This is a genomic window from Brevundimonas sp. FV2ps16 (assembly GCF_058681075.1).
In genome coordinates, this window is sequence record NZ_CM178728.1 from 3,268,365 (window position 1) to 3,285,521 (window position 17,157).

The window sequence follows — 17,157 nt, forward strand, 5'->3', positions numbered from 1 at the left end:
CGTCGAAGGGCGCCTTCTGTTGCAATCCGCCCTTCCGGTCAAGACCAGGTCTGCTACTCGATGCATATGAAACCGCTGAACGGACTTCGCATCCTCGAATTCGACGGCCTGGGCCCCGTCACCTTCGCGGGCATGATGCTGGCCGACCTGGGGGCGGAGGTGCTGCGCCTGACCCGTTCGGCCTCGGCCGGCGCGTCCGCCTTCGACGAGGTCGGCGGGGCCCTGCTGCACCGGGGCCGGACCGCCGTTCCCGTGGATCTGAAATCCGAATCCGACCGCGCAGCCGTTCTCGCCCTGGCCGACCGCGCCGACGCCGTGATCGAAGGCTTCCGCCCCGGCGTCATGGAACGGCTTGGCTACGGCCCCGAGGCGCTCCAGGCGCGCAATCCGACCCTGGTCTACGGCCGGGTGACCGGCTGGGGCCAGACCGGGCCGCTGGCGAACCAGGTCGGCCACGACCTGAACTACATCGGCCTGACCGGCGTGCTGCACGCCATGGGCGAGGCCGACCGCCCCCCTTCCCCGCCGCTGAACCTGATCGGCGACTATGGCGGCGGGGCCATGATGCTGGTCGCGGGCGTACTGGCGGCCCTGCTTGAGGCGAAGACAACGGGTCGAGGCCGGGTTATCGACGCCGCCATGACCGACGGGACCGCCCTGCTGGGCGGCCTGTTCCAGGCCCTGCGCAGCCAAGGCGTCTGGAGCGACCGCCGGGGCGCCAACCTGCTCGACGGCGGCGCGCCCTTCTATCGCTGCTACGCCTGTCGGGACGGCGGCTTCGTCGCGGTCGCAGCGCTGGAGCCGCGCTTCTACGCCGCCCTGTTGCAGGGTCTGGACATCGAACCGTCCGCCGCCCCCCAGTACGACACCGCCGCCTGGCCTGCGCTCCAGGCCCGTTTCGCCGCCCTGTTCGCCACCCGCGACCGGGACGACTGGGCCGCGCATTTCGCGCAGACTGAAGCCTGCGTCACCCCCGTTCTCAGCTTCGCCGAGGCGCCGAACCACCCTCACAACCTGGCCCGCGCCACATTCGACCAGGGCCTGCCCGCCCCGGCGCCCCGCTTCGACGGCGCGGCGCCGCAGACCGCCGCAACGCCCCCTCTCGTCTCGCTGGACGACGCCCTGTTCGCCTGGCGCCCGGAGGCGGGATGACCCCCGGCGTTTTCGGCGCTATGGAACGAGACGACGCTCAAGGCGTTGAAACGGCCGACACCCCGGGGACCTGGTTTGATGAGACGCTCGATTTTCGTTCTGGCCGCGACCGCACTCGGCGTGCTGGCGCTTGCGGGCTGCGACGACTTCCAGTCGGGTTCGCAGGACGACTACGCCGATGTTCCGCCGATCGAAGAACAAGCCCCCTCTGCCGAGGACTCGGCCGAACCTGTCGTCGCCCCCGAGGTGACCGATCCCGCCCCTACGCCTACGACGCCTCTCCCGCCGGAAGAGCGGACGTCCGAACAGTCGGTTCAGCCCGAAAGCGAAACCTTGTTCTATTGAGGCGCGCCACGTCGTCGCCACATCGGCACGCCAGGGCCTATACCGGCGCCGACTTGGAGTCCGCGCCCTTGACGAAAGCTAGAGTTTGACGTTCCGGCCCACCCTGTTTCTCGCCGCCCTGGCGACCTGCAGCCTCGCCGCCCAGGCCGCCGCCGCCGACCCGCGCGCCGCCATTCGCGGCGACATGGACGCCGAACTGCGCCGTCTGCTGGAACGGGCGGTGGGCGAGGTGGACGGCGCGCCGGAAAGCCGCTTCGAAGCCCGCCGACGCGCCCAGGGAGCCCTGTCCGCCGCCGAGGCCTTGCTGCCCTCTGAAGCCTATTACCAGCCGGTGCTGGAAGATGTCGTCGAGGGCGAGGACCGACCGTCGGCCATCGTCGCCGTCCAACCCGGCCGTCGCTTCCTGCTCACACAGCCGACCATCTCCTGGATCGAGACCGCTCCCGACTCCGACAGCGCCGCCGACGCTCTGGAGGCGATCGGCCTTAAGCCCGGCGATCCCGGCCGTGCGGTGGACGTCATCGCCGGCGAGGGCCGGGCCGTGGCGACCCTATCCCGCAACGGCTACGCCGACGCCAAGGCCGAAACACGCCGCGTCGTGGTGGACCACGCGGCCTTCACCGTCGCCCCTGAATACCGCATCAACTCCGGCCGGCTGGTGCTGCTGGATGGGGTCGTCCTGCAAAGGGCCGGACGCACCAATTCCGCCTGGGTCGCCGGACTGGCGCCCTGGACGGAAGGCGAGCGTTACGACCCGGAAAAGGTCGCCGAACTGGAGCGCCGTCTGCTGGACACCGGCGTCTATGACGGGGTCGGCGTCGCCCTCAGCCCGATCGATCAGACCAATGCCGACGGCCACCGGCCCGTCATCGTCAATCTGACGGACCGTCCCCGGCGCGTCATCGAGGCCGGCGCCACCTGGTCGACGGCCGAAGGCGCGGGCGTCGACTTCATCTGGACCCGACACAATCGCTTCGGCCGTGCCGACACCCTGCGGCTCGAGACCCGTTGGGCCGACATCGACAGCCGCATCGGCGCCGACCTGTCCCTGCCCCACTGGCGCAAGCCTGGCCGGACGCTGAAGCTCAGCGCCGGCGTGGTCCAGGAAGACACCGACGCGTATGAACGCACCGCCCTGGTGCTGGCGGCGGAACTGCAACAGCGGATCGGCCGGACCTCCTACTTCAACTACGGCCTCGGTCTGGACGCCGGTCAATACAACGAGAACCGCTACGACTACACCTCGGTCCCGCCCAGCGCGGTGACCTTCGACCGCGACCTAGCCATCGTCACGGGCCGGACCAGCGCCTATATCGACAACTCGAACGACCCGCTGAACCCGACCAAGGGATGGCGAATGACGGTCTCGGTCCAGCCCACCGCCGTGGCGGGCGAGGACACCATCCTGTTCCTGCGCAGCGAGAGCCAGGCCACCGCCTATCTGCCGCTTCAGGACCAGGCCCGCACCGTCCTGGCCGGCCGCGTCCGCATCGGCGCCATCATCGGCGGCGACGAACTCAGCGTGCCGTCCGACCGTCTGTTCTATTCGGGCGGCGGCGGCTCGGTGCGCGGCTACTCCTATCAGGGCGTCAATCCGGAACTGCCGGACCAGACCCCTCGCGGCGGCCTGTCGCTGTTCGAAACCTCGCTGGAGGTGCGTCATGACATCGGCCAGAGTTTCCAGGCCGTCGCCTTCGTCGACGCCGGCGCCGTCGGCTTCCAGGAAACGCCGAACTTCAGCAATATGCGCTACGGCGCCGGGGTCGGGGTGCGCTACAAGCTGCCCTTCGGTCCGATCCGCGCGGACATCGCCGTGCCTCTGGACAAGCGCGACGGCGACTCGGCCTTCCAGATCTACATCAGCATCGGGCAAGCGTTTTGACCGAAGCCCCGCCCGAGACTCCGACTGAAACCGCAGCCGCCGTGCGCAAAAAGCGCAGCCTGGCGCAGCTGCTGGCCCTGATCGCCGGCGGCGTGGTCGGCGGCCTGCTGGTTCTGCTGGTCATCGCCCTGATCGGGGGCCGGATGTACATCGTCTCCGACGCCGGGCGCGAACTGGTGACCGGCTTCGTCCAGGGCCAGAAGATCAGCCGATATGGCCGGATCAACGTCTATGGGCTGAAGGGCGACCTGTTCGACGACTTCACGCTGGACCGGGTCACGGTAACCGACCGCGACGGGGTCTGGTTGGACGCCCGCAACGTCCGGGTCGACTGGTCTTACTGGCCCCTGATCACCCGCCGGTTCCACGCCACCGAGATCAGCGCCGGCGTGATTCAGGTGATCCGCCGCCCCATCCTCGACGCCCCCAGCGGCGAGCCCGGCGGCCCCCAGCCTATCGATGTCGATATCGACCGCTTCTCCGCCCGGGTCGAACTGCTGGAAGGCTTCTCCAAGGAATACGGCCGCTGGACCCTGGCGGGCGACGTCAGCCTGCCGCGCCGGGGCGCCAAGAGCGCGACGGTCAACGCCGATAGCCTGAACCGTCCCGGCGACTATCTGCGGCTCACGGCGACCTTCGGCGGCAAGCTGGAAGAAACCCGCGTCAACCTTCGCGCCAACGAGGCCGACGGCGGCCCCTTGGCCGGCGCCATGGGCTATTCGCCCGACGAGCCGTTCTCGGCCGTCGCCCTGCTGAACGCCGATATGGTCCACGCCAAGGTCCAGACCGGCCAGTTCGTCCCGCTGACCGTCGACGGAAAATTCGGCGAAAACGGCTCGCGCGTGTCCGGCTATTTCGACTTCAGCGGGTCGGACCTGTTCGCCCCCTTCATCGAACGCGTCGGCCGCACCGCCCGCTTCGACTTCACCATGACGCCCACCAGGGACGAGGCCTATCAGCGGGTGGGCTGGAAGCTGACGTCCGACAACATCGCCTCCGAGGCGAACGGTCTGATCCGCATGTCCGACCGCAGTTCCCCAGAAGGGATCCAGCTCGAGGTTCAGGCCGCCTCGCTCAGCAAGCTGGTCGGCTCGGACGTCGCCGGCCCCGCCGCCTATTCCGGCCTGTTCAAGGGCGACGCCGAGACATGGACCCTGCAAGGCCAGGCCACACTGTTGAACGCCAACCTGGCCAGCTATCGCGCCACCCGCATCGCCGGACCGCTGAACGTCCAGGTCAAGAAGGGCCGCATGGATCTGGACGGCGACATCCGCGCGAACGGCGGGTCGACCGAGGGCCTGATCGGCGGTCTGCTCGGCGCCGCCCCGCGCGTGCAACTCGAGGCCGCCCGGATGAAGGATGGGGCCATACTGCTGGAGAAGGTCGATCTGCAAGGCCAGGGCCTGACGCTGAAGGGCTCCGGCTCCCGCAACCTACTGGGCGGCATGGGCTTCCGCGGCGACGCCCAGCTGACCGACGCCTCGCGCGTTCTGTCGGACGCCAGCGGCGCCTTCGGCGGTCCAATCCGCGCTTCGTCAGCGAAGACGGGCGCGCCCTGGGTGCTGAACTTCGACGGTCGCGGCCGGAACCTGACCGTGGGTATGGATGAGTTGAACCGTCTGCTGGGCCGCACCCCTCGCCTGCAACTGGCCGGCAGGCTGAACGGCGGACGGATCGAGGTCGAACGGGGCGAACTGACCGGCGCCGCCGGCCGCGCCGGCGCCAAGGGCCTCATCCAAACCGACGGTCGGCTGGGATTGGCGCTGAACTGGAACGCGCGCGGACCGTTCGCGGCAGGCCCGGTCGAGATCGACGGCGACATGAACGGGCAAGGGGCCCTGACCGGAACCCTGTCCCAGCCGCGCGTCGATCTGACCGCCGGCTTCGACAAGGTCACGGCCGGCGGTCTGACCCTGACTGACGCGGACCTGATCCTGAGCTTCCGCCGCGGCGCCGACGCCTCCGACGGCCGGATCACCGTGACCAGCGGCTCGAACTATGGTCCGGCGCGCGCCTCGGGGAACTTCTTCCTGGGCGGCGACCGGATCCGGTTGACCGACCTCGACGTCAACGCCGGCGGCGTCACGGCCCAGGGCGCGGTGGCCCTGTCGGACAATATCCCCTCCAGTGCGGACCTGACCTTCACCGCCCGCACCGGCGCCTTCCTCGCCGCAGGCGAAGCCAATGGCCGCATCCGCCTGACCGAGGGCGGGGGATCGGACAGCGCCATTCTGGACGTCTCCGGTCGCAACATCCGTCTGGCCGGCCAGAGCTGGAACATCCGCACCATCGATCTGGACGGTCGAGGCACGCTGGACAACCTGCCCTTCAGCCTGGCCCTGGACGTCGGCGGTGCAAACCCGGCGCAGTTCAACGGCACGGGCGTCTATTCGCGGCGCGACGACGCCCAGACCCTGACCCTGCGAGGCGGAGGCCGGGTGCGGGAAGTGGCCTTCACGACCCGCAGCCCTGCGTCGATCATCCTGGACGGCGCCACGCGGACCGCCCACCTCGACCTCGGCGTCGGCAGCGGCGTTCTGCTGGCCGATCTGCGTCAGGACGCCCGCACCGCAATCATCCAGGCCGACCTGACCAGCGTCGATCTGCAGACCCTGTCGCCGCAACTGCGAGGCCGCGCCACCGGCCGCGTGGCGCTGCGCGGCGCTGGCGACGACCTGTCTGGGTCCGCCAATGTCACCCTGGAAAACGTCCGCAGCATCGACGCCCCGCGCGGTCTGGCCGTCGATGGCCGGTTGGACGCGACCCTGATCAACAACAGCCTGACCATCAAGGCGACGGCTACGGACGAGGATGCCGTCCAGGCTTCCGCCGACCTCGTCCTGCCGGTCGAAGCCTCGGCCGCCCCCTTGCGCCTGGCCATCGCCCGCCAGCGGCCGATGTCCGGCGCCGTCTCGATCAATGGCCAGATCCAGCCGATCTGGGACCTCTTCCTCGGCGGCGAGCGCAGTCTGGCGGGACAGGTGGCGGGTCAGGCCACGATCGCCGGCACCCTTGCGGCGCCGCGCCTGAACGGCCGGTTTGACCTGACCCAGGGCTCCTATCGTGAAAAGAGCGTAGGCTTGATTCTCGGCGACCTGAACCTGCGCACCAGTTTCGACGACACCGTCGCCCAGATCGAGACCTTCACCGCCAACGACACGGCCGGAGGAACCGTCACGGGCCAAGGACGCATCGGCCTGCGAGAAGGCTCTGGATCGACGGCGCGGCTGACGCTGAACCGGTTCCGCGTGATCGATAACGACATCGGCGAGGCGCGCGCCTCGGGCCCGATCACCATCGTTCGGGGCCAGGACGGCAATATCCAGCTGTCGGGCGAGATGACCATCGACGAAGCGCGTATCGAGCCTGAGGTTCCGGGTTCGACCGGGATCGTCTCCATGGACGTGGTTGAGATCAACCGCCCCGGCGGCGATCCGGAGGAGACGGTGACTCGCCGAACCGGTCCGCAGATCGGCATGGACATCAGCCTGCGTTCGACCGGCGGCAAGGTACGGGTCAGCGGGCGCGGCCTGAACGTCGTGCTCGACGTCAACGCCCGGGTGCGCGGCACCATCGCCCAGCCCCAGCTGAGCGGCACGGCCAATGTGGTCCGCGGCGACTACGAGTTTGCGGGCAAGCGGTTCATCTTCGACGACACCGGCCGTGTCACCCTGTCCACCGATCCGAAGCAGATTCGCCTCAACCTGTCGGCGACGCGGGAGGACACCTCCCTCACCGCCTCGATCAATGTGACGGGCACGGCGGACCAGCCGCAGATCGCCCTGACTTCGACCCCCGCCCTGCCCCAGGACGAAATCCTGTCGCAGGTGCTGTTCGGCCGCTCGGCTTCTCAGCTGTCGCCGTTCGAGGCGGCCCAACTGGCGGCGGGCGTCGCGGCCCTGGCGGGCGGCGGCGGGTTCGACGTGATCGGGAACCTGCGCGAACTGGCCGGGCTCGACCGCCTGTCCTTCGGCGGCGAGGCCTCGGCCGTGACCGTCGCGGGCGGCCGCTACATCACCGACGATGTCTATCTGGAGGTCATCGGCGGCGGTGAAGGCGGCGCGGCCGTCAAGGTCGAATGGCAACCGCGCCGCAACCTGGCCATCAGCTCGCAGTTCGGCGGCCAGGGCGACACCAGCCTGTCGATCCGCTGGCGCCGCGAAAGCCGTGAGGCCGGCCAGCGCGCTGACCGTCGCCCGAACCGAAACTAAAGCCTCAGCAGCCCGACGTGCCGCCCGCGACCTTCACCTTTGGCCCCGCGACGGCTAGGGTCCGCCGATGCGGATTCTGACCTCGGACCAGGCCGTCCTCGACCACGTCGCCGCGCGACGCGAGGCGATCATCGGCCGCACCATCGATTGGGCCAATATCAACTCCGGCAGCCGCAACGCCGCCGGACTGAACGCCGTGCTGAACGCGCTCGAGGCCGAGGCGAAGACCCTGCCCGCCGTCGTCGAACGCATCCCGACCCAGGGCTCGACCACCGTCGCCGACGACGGCTCGGTTCGGACCGAAGCCCACGCCGACGCCCTGAAGATCACCGCTCGTCCCGAAGCGCCGATCCAGGTCGTCCTGACCGGCCACTACGACACCGTCTTCCCTGCCGACAGCCGTTTCCAGACCGTCACGACTCGCGCGGACGGCGCCCTGAACGGCCCAGGCGTCGCCGACATGAAGGGCGGGATCAGCGTGCTGCTGGCCGCTCTGGAAGCCTTCGAGACCCACCCCGATCGGCACGGCGTCGGCTGGACCGTGCTGCTGAGCCCCGACGAGGAGATCGGCTCACCCGCCTCCGCTCCCCTGCTGGCCGAACTGGGCGCGCGCGGCCATGTCGGCCTGACCTATGAACCGGCCCTGGCGGACGGCACCCTGGCCGGAGCGCGCAAGGGCAGCGGCAACTATCACCTGATCGTCACCGGCAAGGCCGCCCACGCCGGCCGCGCTTTCGAAGAGGGCCGCAACGCCGTCGCCGGCGCCGCCATGATCGCCGCCGCCCTGCACGGGCTGAACGGCCAGCATGAAGGGGTCACCGTCAATGTGGCCAAGATTTCGGGCGGCGGGGCCCTGAACGTCGTCGCCGACAACGCCGTGGTTCGGTTCAACGTCCGCGTTCCGGACAAGGCCGCCGCCGACTGGATCGACGCCTCGGTCCGCGCCATCGCGTCCGCACCGCCGTTCGAGGGTCTGACCCTGGACCTCCACGGCGGCTTCACCCGCGCCCCCAAGCCCATGGACGCCGCCCAGACCGCCCTGTTCGAAGCGGTGAAACAAGCCGGAGCCCTGCTGGGCCAGCCCATCGCCTGGAAGCCCTCGGGCGGCGTCTGCGAAGGCAACAACCTCCACGCCGCCGGCCTGCCCAATATCGACACCCTGGGCGTCCGGGGCGGCGAGATCCATTCGGACCAGGAGTTCGCCTGGCCCGACAGCTTCGTCGAACGCGCCCAGCTCAGCGCCCTGATCCTGTGCAAGATCGCCTCGGGCGAGATCGACGCGGCCAAACTCAAAGCCCTGCGGATGGAAACCCTCTGAATGCTCGTCGTCCGTCCCGCCGGCCCTGCCGACCTCGACTATCTGCTGGAACTGGCCATCCTGTCCGGCCCCGGCTTCACCAGCCTGCCCGAAGATCCCGACGTCCTGTCCGATCGGCTTGAACTCAGCCAGGCCAGCTTCCGCGGCGAGGTCGCCTGGCAGGAGGCCTGGTACACCCTGATGCTGGAAGACGGCGACACCGGCGACATCGACGGGGTCGGCTCGGTCAAGGCGACGGTGGGCCTGAAACGCCCCTTCTTCTCGTTCCGCGTTGTGAACAACACCGCGTCCTCACCGTCCATCGGGGTCAAGCTGGATCACCAGACCCTGGTGCTGGTCAATGAATGCACCGGCTGGACCGAGGTCGGCTCGCTGTTCCTCAAGGCAGACCGGCGCAAGGGCGGCGCCGGCCGTCTGCTCAGCCAGTCGCGCTATATGCTGATCGGCGCCCAGCCTGAACTGTTCGCCGAGAATGTGCTGGCCGAACTGCGCGGGGTCTTCACCCCCGACGGCGCCTGCCCGTTCTGGGATCATGTGGCGCACAAATTCTTCCCGATGGAGTTCGACGACGCCGACCGGATGACCGGTTCGACGGACAAGCAGTTCATCCTCGACCTGGCCCCGCGCCACCCCATCTATACCGAGCTTCTGCCCGAGCCGGCCCGCGCCGTGATCGGCAAGGTCCACCCCCAGGGCGTGCCCGCCATGGCCTTGCTGGAGAGCGAGGGCTTCCGCCCCAACGGCCTGGTCGACATCTTCGACGCCGGTCCCACCGTGTCATGCGGGCGGGACAATATCCGCACTGTCCGCGACGCCCGCCGCCTGACAGTCGAGATCACAGACCGGGTCGAAGCGGAACTGCCGGCCCTGATCTCGACCGACAGCATCGCCGCCTTCCGCGCCGTCCGCGCCAAGGCCGACATCGACGGCGACATCGCCCGCCTGACCGCCGAAACCGCCGCCGCGCTGAAGATCAAGGCCGGCGCCATCGTCCGCGTGAAATCATGACACTGTTCAAATCCACCGACCCCGCCACCGAAGCGACCAACTGGGAGGGCGAAGCCGCCAGCCCCGCCCAGGTCCAGGCCGCCGTTGACGCCGCCCGCGCCGCCTTCCCCGCTTGGGCCGACGCGCCTCGGGCCGAGCGGATCGAGGCGGTCAAACGCTATCAGGCCGTGTTGAAGGACCGCGCGCCCCAGATCGCCGAGGCTATCGCCCGCGAAACCGGCAAGCCGCTGTGGGAAACCAAGACCGAAGCGGCCGCCATGATCGGCAAGGTGGACATCTCCATCCGCGCCTATGACGAACGCACCGGCGAACGGACCAGCGACACCGCCTTCGGCCGCGCGACCCTGCGCCACCGACCACATGGTGTGGCGGCGGTGCTGGGCCCGTTCAACTTCCCCGGCCACCTGCCCAACGGCCATATCGTCCCGGCTCTGCTGGCCGGCGACACCGTCGTGTTCAAGCCGTCGGAGGAGACACCCCTGGTCGGTCAGGTCATGGCCGAGGCCCTTGCCGCCGCCGACCTGCCGACCGGCGTGGTCAATGTCGTCCAGGGCGGCCGCGAGACGGGGGCGGCCCTGCTGGACGCCGGGATCGACGCCCTGATGTTCACCGGCTCAGGCGCGGCCGGCGCTCACTTCCGCCGCAAGTTCGCCGACGATCCGCACGTCATCCTGGCGCTGGAGCTGGGAGGCAACAATCCGCTGGTCGTCTGGGACGCCACCGACGCGCAGGCCGTGGCGGGTATCGCGGTGCAGTCCGCCTTCATCACCACCGGCCAGCGGTGTTCCTGCGCCCGTCGCCTGATCGTGCCGGAGGGCGCGCAGGGCGACGCCATCATCGAAGCCATAGCCGCCCTGTCCGACCGCCTGGTCTTCGGCCCGTGGGACAGCGACCCCGAACCCTACGCCGGACCGCTGATCTCGGCCCGCGCGGCGGAGGCGGCCTTGAAAGCGCTGCAGGAACGGATCGACGCCGGAGCCAAGGTCATCCGCGCCTCGGGTCCTGTCGCCAACCTGCCCGGCGCCTTCGTCAAACCGGCCATCATCGACGTGACCGGGATCGACGTTCCCGACGAGGAGATGTTCGCCCCCTTCCTGTCGGTAATCCGCGTCCCGACCTTCGACGCTGCGATCCAGGCGGCCAACGCGACCCGCTACGGCCTGTCCGCCGGTCTGGTCAGCGACGATCCAGCCAACTGGGACCACTTCATCCGCCGCATCCGCGCGGGCGTGGTCAACTTCAACCGTCCCACCACCGGCGCCGCCGGCGACATGCCCTTCGGCGGCCTGGGCGCCAGCGGCAACCACCGCCCCAGCGCCTACTACGCCGCCGACTATTGCGCCTATCCGGTCGCCAGCTTCGAGGCCGACGCGGTCGCGAACATCGAAGGCGAGATCAAGGGTTTACGGTCGTGATTCCTTCTCCCCTTGCGGGAGAAAGTGGCCCGCGCAGCGGGTCGGATGAGGGGTTTCTCCCTGCCGGCCGCCTGCGTGACCCATCACCCGCTCGCGCCAGGACGACGGCTTGCGCCGTCGTGCGCGATCTCCCTCTCCCGCAAGGGGAGAGGGCCGAATGACCCGCGCCGTCGAAGCCAATGCCGACGGCCTGATCGGGCCGACGCACTCCTACGCCGGTCTGTCGCCGGGCAATCTGGCCTCCAGTCTGAACAAGGGCGAGGCGTCGAACCCGCGCGCGGCGGTGCTGCAGGGACTCGACAAGATGAAGAGCCTGGCGGACCTGGGCCTGCCCCAGTTCGTCCTGCCCCCGCATGAGCGGCCCAACATTCCCTTCCTGCGCACCCTGGGCTTCACCGGATCGGACGCCCAGGTATTGGAACAGGCCTGGAAGGATGCGCCGTCGTTCGCCGCCGCCGCCTGCTCCGCCTCGCCCATGTGGGCCGCCAACGCTGCGACCGTGACCCCCAGCGCCGACGCCGCCGACAGGCGGGTGCATTTCACCCCCGCCAATCTGATCACCAATCTGCACCGGTCGCTGGAGCACCAACAGACCAAACGGGCGCTGGACGCCCTCTTCCCAGACGCCGACCGGTTCGCCGTTCACGACGCCCTGCCCTCGGTCGCGCATCTGGCCGACGAGGGCGCCGCCAATCACGTCCGCCTGTGCGCGGAACACGGCGCGGCGGGCGTCAATCTTCTGGTCTGGGGTCGAGAAGCGTTCACGCCTTGGGACGGTCCCTACCCCGCCCGGCAAACCCGCGAAGCCTCGCAGGTCGTAGGCCGTCGCCATGGGGCGAGCGGCGTCGTCCTGGCCCAGCAGTCGAAGGCCGCCATCGCCGGCGGAACCTTCCACAACGACGTGGTCTGCGTCGGGGCGCTTGACACCCTGTTCTTCCACGACCTCGCCTTCGAGGACACGGCCGCAACCCAGGACGCCATCCGCCGCGCGGCCGAAGGCCTGTTCGATCCGATTTTCGTCCAGGTGTCTTCCGCCGATCTGCCTCTGGCCGACGCCATCAGCTCCTACCTGTTCAACTCGATGCTGATCCAGATTCCGGGCGAGGATCGTCTGACCCTGATCTGTCCGACCGAGACCCGCGACAACCCGCGCAGCCATGCGGTGGCGCAGTCCTTGGCCGCCTCCAACGGTCCCATTGGTCAGGTGCGGTACGTCGATGTGCGCCAGTCGATGCGCAATGGCGGCGGTCCGGCCTGCCTGCGTCTGCGGGTCGTCTTGAACGAGGCGGAACTGGCGGCGACCAATCCGGCCATGCGCTTGACCGACGCTCTACACGCCGAACTCTCGGCCTGGGCGAACCGCTGGTACCGAGACGAACTGCGCCCTGCGGACTTGGCCGATCCAGCTTTGCTGGACGAAAGCCGAGGCGCGCTGGACGCCCTGACCGGCATCCTGAACCTGGGCGGCGGCTTCTATCCGTTCCAGAGGACTTAGGCCGCGAACCGCCCCCCCTTGGCCGCATAGGACTGAGTCCCACGCGTGAAGACCTGGTCGGTCGGCAAGACGGTCTCGATCGGCAGGTCCGCCTGACCCTTCAGGGCGTCATAGACGGGGCCGAAATCTCTCAGCGTCTCGTCCTTCAGCGCTTCCAGGCTGTCGATGACGAAATAGACCTGCTGGAAGTCGTCGATCCGGTACAGGGTCCGCATCACCCGCTCCAGGTCAAAGCCCAGGCGGTTCGGCGACGGGTCATCCAGGGCGAAGACGCTCTCGGTCGATGACGAGACGATGCCGGCGCCATAGATGCGCAGGCCGTCGGCCTCCTTCATCAGGCCGAACTCGACCGTGTACCAGTAGAGCCGCGCCAGGTTCGGCAGCATGCCCAGGCCGGCGGCGCGCTGTCCGCCCTTGCCATAGGCCTCCATATAGGCGGCGAAGTCGGGATCGGTCAGCATGGGCACATGGCCGAAGACGTCGTGGAAGATGTCAGGCTCTTGCAGATAGTCGAGCTGATCCGGCTTGCGGATGAACTGGCCCGAGACGAAGCGGCGGTTGGCCAGGTGATCGAAGAAGACCTCGTCCGGCACCAGACCGGGCACGCAGACCACGGTCCAGCCGGTCAGGGCCTGAAGCTTGGGATTGATGACCTCGAAGTCGGGAATGCCGCCGGCGTTCAGGTCCAACGAATCGAGCCCGCGCAGGAAAGCGTCGCACGCACGGCCGGGCAGGATCTTCATCTGACGGGCATACAGCGTGTCCCACGTCTGATGTTCAACTTCGGTATAGGCGGCCCAGTTCTGGGGGATGGTCCAGTCGGCGGCCGCGCCTTCGGGCGGCTGTTCGAAGACGTGTTCGAAGTCGGACATGGGACGCTCCTCTTTTGCCCCATCCTAACGCCCGGTCAGCGCCCATTCAAAGGCCTGGTCAGTGAATGGCTTCGTGCAGGGGGGCGTGATGGCCTTGAGCATCGATGGTGAACCAGCGTTGGGCGTCATCGGGCAGCAGGACGGATTGACCGTCCTCCAGCACGCCCTCAGCCGCATAGGCTACGAAGCCGCCGTCCTCGCCCAGGGCGAAGACGCGGTAGAAGGGTTGGTGCGGCGAGACCGCACCCGTGTCGATCGCCGGGCCGTCGTAGGCGGGGTCGACGTCCATCACCACGCCCCGGAAGGCGTCGTCGCGGTGGCGGACGATCTGGCCGATGGCGAAACGGGCTGTGTGAACCTGAGTCATGGGACCTTGATACGCCTGGCCCGATGACCCTGATCCACGCAGACCTGTTCATCTTCCTGACAGAATGGCTTGGCGCGGATGATCTTGGCGGGCTAGGTTGATCGGGACGGGCGCCGCTTTGGACCGCCCACATCGGAATGACGGCCCATGCCGGAGACCCACGGCGCGCCCCGAAGGCGCGACGAGCGGTCCCAGCCTTCCCGCGAGCGGGATGCGTCGGGTCGGGATGCGCAACTCTATGGCGCGCTCGATCTGGGGACCAATAATTGCCGGCTGCTGATCGCGCGGCCGTCCCGCGACGGCTTTCGGGTGGTCGACAGCTTCAGCCGCATCGTCCGGCTGGGCGAAGGCCTGTCCCGCACGGGACGGCTGGATCCTCGCGCGATGGACCGGGCCTATGACGCCCTGGCCCTGTGCGCCGACCGGATCGTCAGGAAGGGCGTGGAGTCGGTCCGGCTGAGCGCGGTCGCCACACAGGCCTGCCGGGCGGCCGAGAACGGGGCGGAGTTCATTGATCGGGTGCGTAAAGGCACCGGGCTGAGGCTGCGGATCATCGATCCGGCGGAAGAGGCGCGGCTGGCGGTCGAGGGCTGTCTGAACCTGATCGATCCCCGGGCCGAAGGGGTGGTGATCATCGACGTGGGCGGGGGGTCGACCGAACTGTCCTGGCTCAAGCGCGAGGGGTCGGACTGGAAGACCACCGGCTGGATGTCGGCGGCCCTGGGGGTCGTCACCCTGGCGGAGCGGCACCCGGAGCCGGAGGGCGCGGGCGAGGCCCAACAGGAGCAATGGTACGAGGCCATGGTCGCCGATATGGGCGCGGCCCTGGCCGGCGGCGGGATCGAGGACCCGGGCATGCTGGACCTGCTGCGGCGGGACCGGGCGCATCTGATCGGCACCTCGGGCGCGATCACCAGCCTGGCGGGCATCCATCTGAACCTGCCCCGCTACAATCGCGACCGGGTCGATGGCCTGTGGATGACGCGCGGAGACTGCGAGGCGGCGGCGGAGCGGCTGAAGGCCCTGGGGCCGGACGGGCGGGCCAAGGAGGCCTGTATCGGGCCGGACCGGGCCGATCTGGTCCTGGCCGGGGCGGCGATCCTGGAGGCCATCCAGCGGGCCTGGCCGTCGGAGCGGGTGCGGGTCGCTGATCGGGGCCTGCGCGAAGGTCTGCTGTTGCAGCAGATGCGTGAGGACAAGAAGCCGCCCAAACGGCGCAGGCGGCGTCGGGGTCGCGGCCGGGGACCGGCGGCGACCTAACCTACTGTTTGTTTAGATAATTCAGAAAAAATAAGGGCTCAGCCCGGCGTCGCCATCCGCACGGGCACGTCGATGTCGCAGACCGAGAAGTCTGCGCCCTTGGCCTGGCGCGCCTGGTCGATCAGAGCGCGGAAGGTCGGCGATGTCGTGTTGAGCATCTGCACCGCCGGGCGTTCGGCGGCGGGCAGGTCGGAGGCCAGGCGGACGCGGGTCATGCGGTCGGGGTCGGCGACGACGCCGCTGGGCTCGGGGCTGGCCTTCAGGGCGCGGACGACCTCGAGCCCCACGACCACGCGGCCCCAGACGGTGTAGCGCTTGTCCAGGGCGGGATAGGCCTGGCGCATCAGGAAGAACTGGCTGTTGGCGGTGTCATTGCCCTCGTCGCGGGCCATGCCGGCGACGCCGGGGCAATAGAGGCCCCAGCCGTGGACCTTGCGGTCGGCCGTGCCCGCCATAAGGGCGTCGGGCTGGGTCTGGACCGGGACGGAATGATAGAAGCCGATCAGGGCGCCGGCCGGCGCGGCGGCGGGGGTGAAGGCCATGTCCGGGCCGCGCCGGAAGGTGAACTCGGCCTTCAGATCGGGATACCAGCTCTGGCCGTCGCCGGTGCCCAGGGGGTCGCCCGTCTGGGCCATGAACCAGTCGATGACCCGGTGCCAGGCCAGATTGTCGTAGAAGCCGCGCGAGGCCAGAAGCTTGATCCGCTCGACATGGGCCGGGGCGATCTCGGGGGCCAGCTCGACCAGGATCCGCCCCTTGGTCGTGTCGATGACCAGCAGATTATCGGGGGCCACGGCGCGCCATTCGGTCGGACCGGGCGGGGGCGGCGGAACGGCCGCCTGCTGCGCCAGGACGGGGCCGGACACCAGAGCGGTCAGCCCCGCCGCGATCAGTGCGTTTCGAACCTTCATAGCCCCTGCCCCCTCATGAAATCCCTTAGCCGCCGACGACCTCGGCCACCGGCTGGACGTCGCAGATGCTGAAGCCGCCGCCGCGTGCGGTGCGGGTGGCGGCGATCCGTTCGGCGAAGGCGGCGCTGGCGGGGTTCAGCACCCGCACGGTGGGACGTTCGCCCTCCGGCAGGGCCGAGGCCATGCGGACCCGCGTCATGACGTCGGGGTTGGCGACCTTGCCGTCGTCGGCGTCGGAGCCCTTGTTCAGCTTGTTGACCACATCCAGGCCCGAAACCACACGACCGAAGGCGGTATAGACGCCGTTCAACTGATCCCGGTCGCCCATCATCAGGAAGAACTGGCTGTTGGCGGTGTCGGGCGCGCCGGCGCGGGCCATACCCAGGACGCCGGGGCAGAACAGGCCGTGGGCGCCGACCTTGAAATCGGCGGTGATCATCATCTGGGCGTCCGGCTGGGTCTCGACCGGCAGAACGCCGACCAGACCGCGCACGCCCTGTCCGGCGTTCGGGACGGCGACGAAACCGGCGTCGCGGCCGCGACGGAAGTTGAATTCGGCCTTCAGATCGGGGAGTTCGCTGCCGCCCTCGCCCGTGCCCTGGGGATCGCCGGTCTGGGCCATGAAGTCGGGGATGACGCGGTGGAACTTCAACCCGTCATAGAAGCCCTGGTTGGCCAGAGTGCGGATACGTTCGGCGTGGGCGGGCGCGGCGACCGGCGTCAGCTCGACCAGGATCCGGCCCTTGGGCGTGTCGATGACCAGCAGGTTCTCGGGCGCGACGGTGCGCCAGTCCGTAGCGGGAGCCTGAACCTGGGCTGGGGCCTTGGCCTGAGCCACAGCCGGAGCCGGAGCCTGGGTCGCAACCGACGCCAGAAGAGCGGCGGCGGCCGCCGCGATCACACCAAGACGCATTGACGCAC

The 17,157-nt window shown here is 69.1% G+C and carries 13 protein-coding genes; 9 read left to right on the forward strand and 4 right to left on the reverse strand.

What is annotated here, in order from left to right; genetic code table 11:
- Positions 1 to 60: 60 nt before the first annotated feature.
- The 8 genes from ACW170_RS15900 (at position 61) to astB (ending at position 12,826) form a co-directional block, all read left to right on the forward strand.
- Positions 61 to 1,152 carry a CaiB/BaiF CoA transferase family protein gene (locus ACW170_RS15900; protein WP_492087589.1) on the forward strand — a complete coding sequence of 364 codons (1,092 nt, stop codon included), beginning with the start codon at positions 61 to 63 and terminating at the stop codon, positions 1,150 to 1,152.
- Positions 1,153 to 1,230: 78 nt separating this feature from the next.
- Entirely contained in the window at positions 1,231 to 1,497 is a 267-nt protein-coding gene (locus ACW170_RS15905) for a hypothetical protein (RefSeq protein WP_492087590.1), read from the forward strand.
- An 85-nt stretch (positions 1,498 to 1,582) separates the two neighbouring features.
- On the forward strand, positions 1,583 to 3,379 hold the full coding sequence (locus ACW170_RS15910; protein ID WP_492087591.1) for an autotransporter assembly complex protein TamA: 1,797 nt from the start codon (positions 1,583 to 1,585) through the stop codon (positions 3,377 to 3,379).
- On the forward strand, positions 3,376 to 7,590 hold the full coding sequence (locus ACW170_RS15915; protein WP_492087592.1) for a translocation/assembly module TamB domain-containing protein: 4,215 nt from the start codon (positions 3,376 to 3,378) through the stop codon (positions 7,588 to 7,590). The genes ACW170_RS15910 and ACW170_RS15915 overlap by 4 nt, the downstream gene beginning before the upstream one ends.
- Positions 7,591 to 7,657: 67 nt before the next feature.
- Complete coding sequence (locus tag ACW170_RS15920; RefSeq protein ID WP_492087593.1) at positions 7,658 to 8,908, forward strand: hydrolase; 1,251 nt, start codon at positions 7,658 to 7,660, stop codon at positions 8,906 to 8,908.
- A complete protein-coding gene (locus ACW170_RS15925) occupies positions 8,909 to 9,916 on the forward strand; it encodes an arginine N-succinyltransferase (protein ID WP_492087594.1) in 1,008 nt (335 codons plus the stop codon).
- Entirely contained in the window at positions 9,913 to 11,331 is a 1,419-nt protein-coding gene (astD, locus tag ACW170_RS15930; RefSeq protein ID WP_492087595.1) for a succinylglutamate-semialdehyde dehydrogenase, read from the forward strand. The genes ACW170_RS15925 and astD overlap by 4 nt, the downstream gene beginning before the upstream one ends.
- Before the next feature lie 157 nt (positions 11,332 to 11,488).
- Positions 11,489 to 12,826, forward strand: coding sequence for an N-succinylarginine dihydrolase (gene astB / locus ACW170_RS15935; RefSeq protein WP_492087596.1), 1,338 nt, complete (start codon positions 11,489 to 11,491; stop codon positions 12,824 to 12,826).
- Here the strand turns inward: astB and phhA are convergent.
- Together phhA and hspQ are read right to left on the reverse strand one after the other, a co-directional pair.
- Positions 12,823 to 13,698: a phenylalanine 4-monooxygenase gene (gene phhA, locus ACW170_RS15940; RefSeq protein ID WP_492087597.1), complete on the reverse strand. Its 876-nt coding sequence runs from the start codon at positions 13,696 to 13,698 to the stop codon at positions 12,823 to 12,825. The two genes, astB and phhA, sit on opposite strands and share 4 nt — an antisense overlap.
- A 58-nt stretch (positions 13,699 to 13,756) precedes the next feature.
- A complete protein-coding gene (gene hspQ, locus ACW170_RS15945) occupies positions 13,757 to 14,065 on the reverse strand; it encodes a heat shock protein HspQ (RefSeq protein WP_492087598.1) in 309 nt (102 codons plus the stop codon).
- 147 nt (positions 14,066 to 14,212) lie between these two features.
- Here hspQ and ACW170_RS15950 point away from each other — a divergent pair, with 147 nt between their 5' ends.
- On the forward strand, positions 14,213 to 15,325 hold the full coding sequence (locus ACW170_RS15950; RefSeq protein WP_492087599.1) for a Ppx/GppA phosphatase family protein: 1,113 nt from the start codon (positions 14,213 to 14,215) through the stop codon (positions 15,323 to 15,325).
- Between the two features lie 38 nt (positions 15,326 to 15,363).
- Here ACW170_RS15950 and ACW170_RS15955 read toward each other — a convergent pair whose 3' ends face one another.
- Complete coding sequence (locus tag ACW170_RS15955; RefSeq protein ID WP_492087600.1) at positions 15,364 to 16,236, reverse strand: peptidylprolyl isomerase; 873 nt, start codon at positions 16,234 to 16,236, stop codon at positions 15,364 to 15,366.
- Positions 16,237 to 16,261: 25 nt separating this feature from the next.
- On the reverse strand, positions 16,262 to 17,149 hold the full coding sequence (locus ACW170_RS15960) for a peptidylprolyl isomerase (protein WP_492087601.1): 888 nt from the start codon (positions 17,147 to 17,149) through the stop codon (positions 16,262 to 16,264).
- Positions 17,150 to 17,157: the final 8 nt, after the last annotated feature.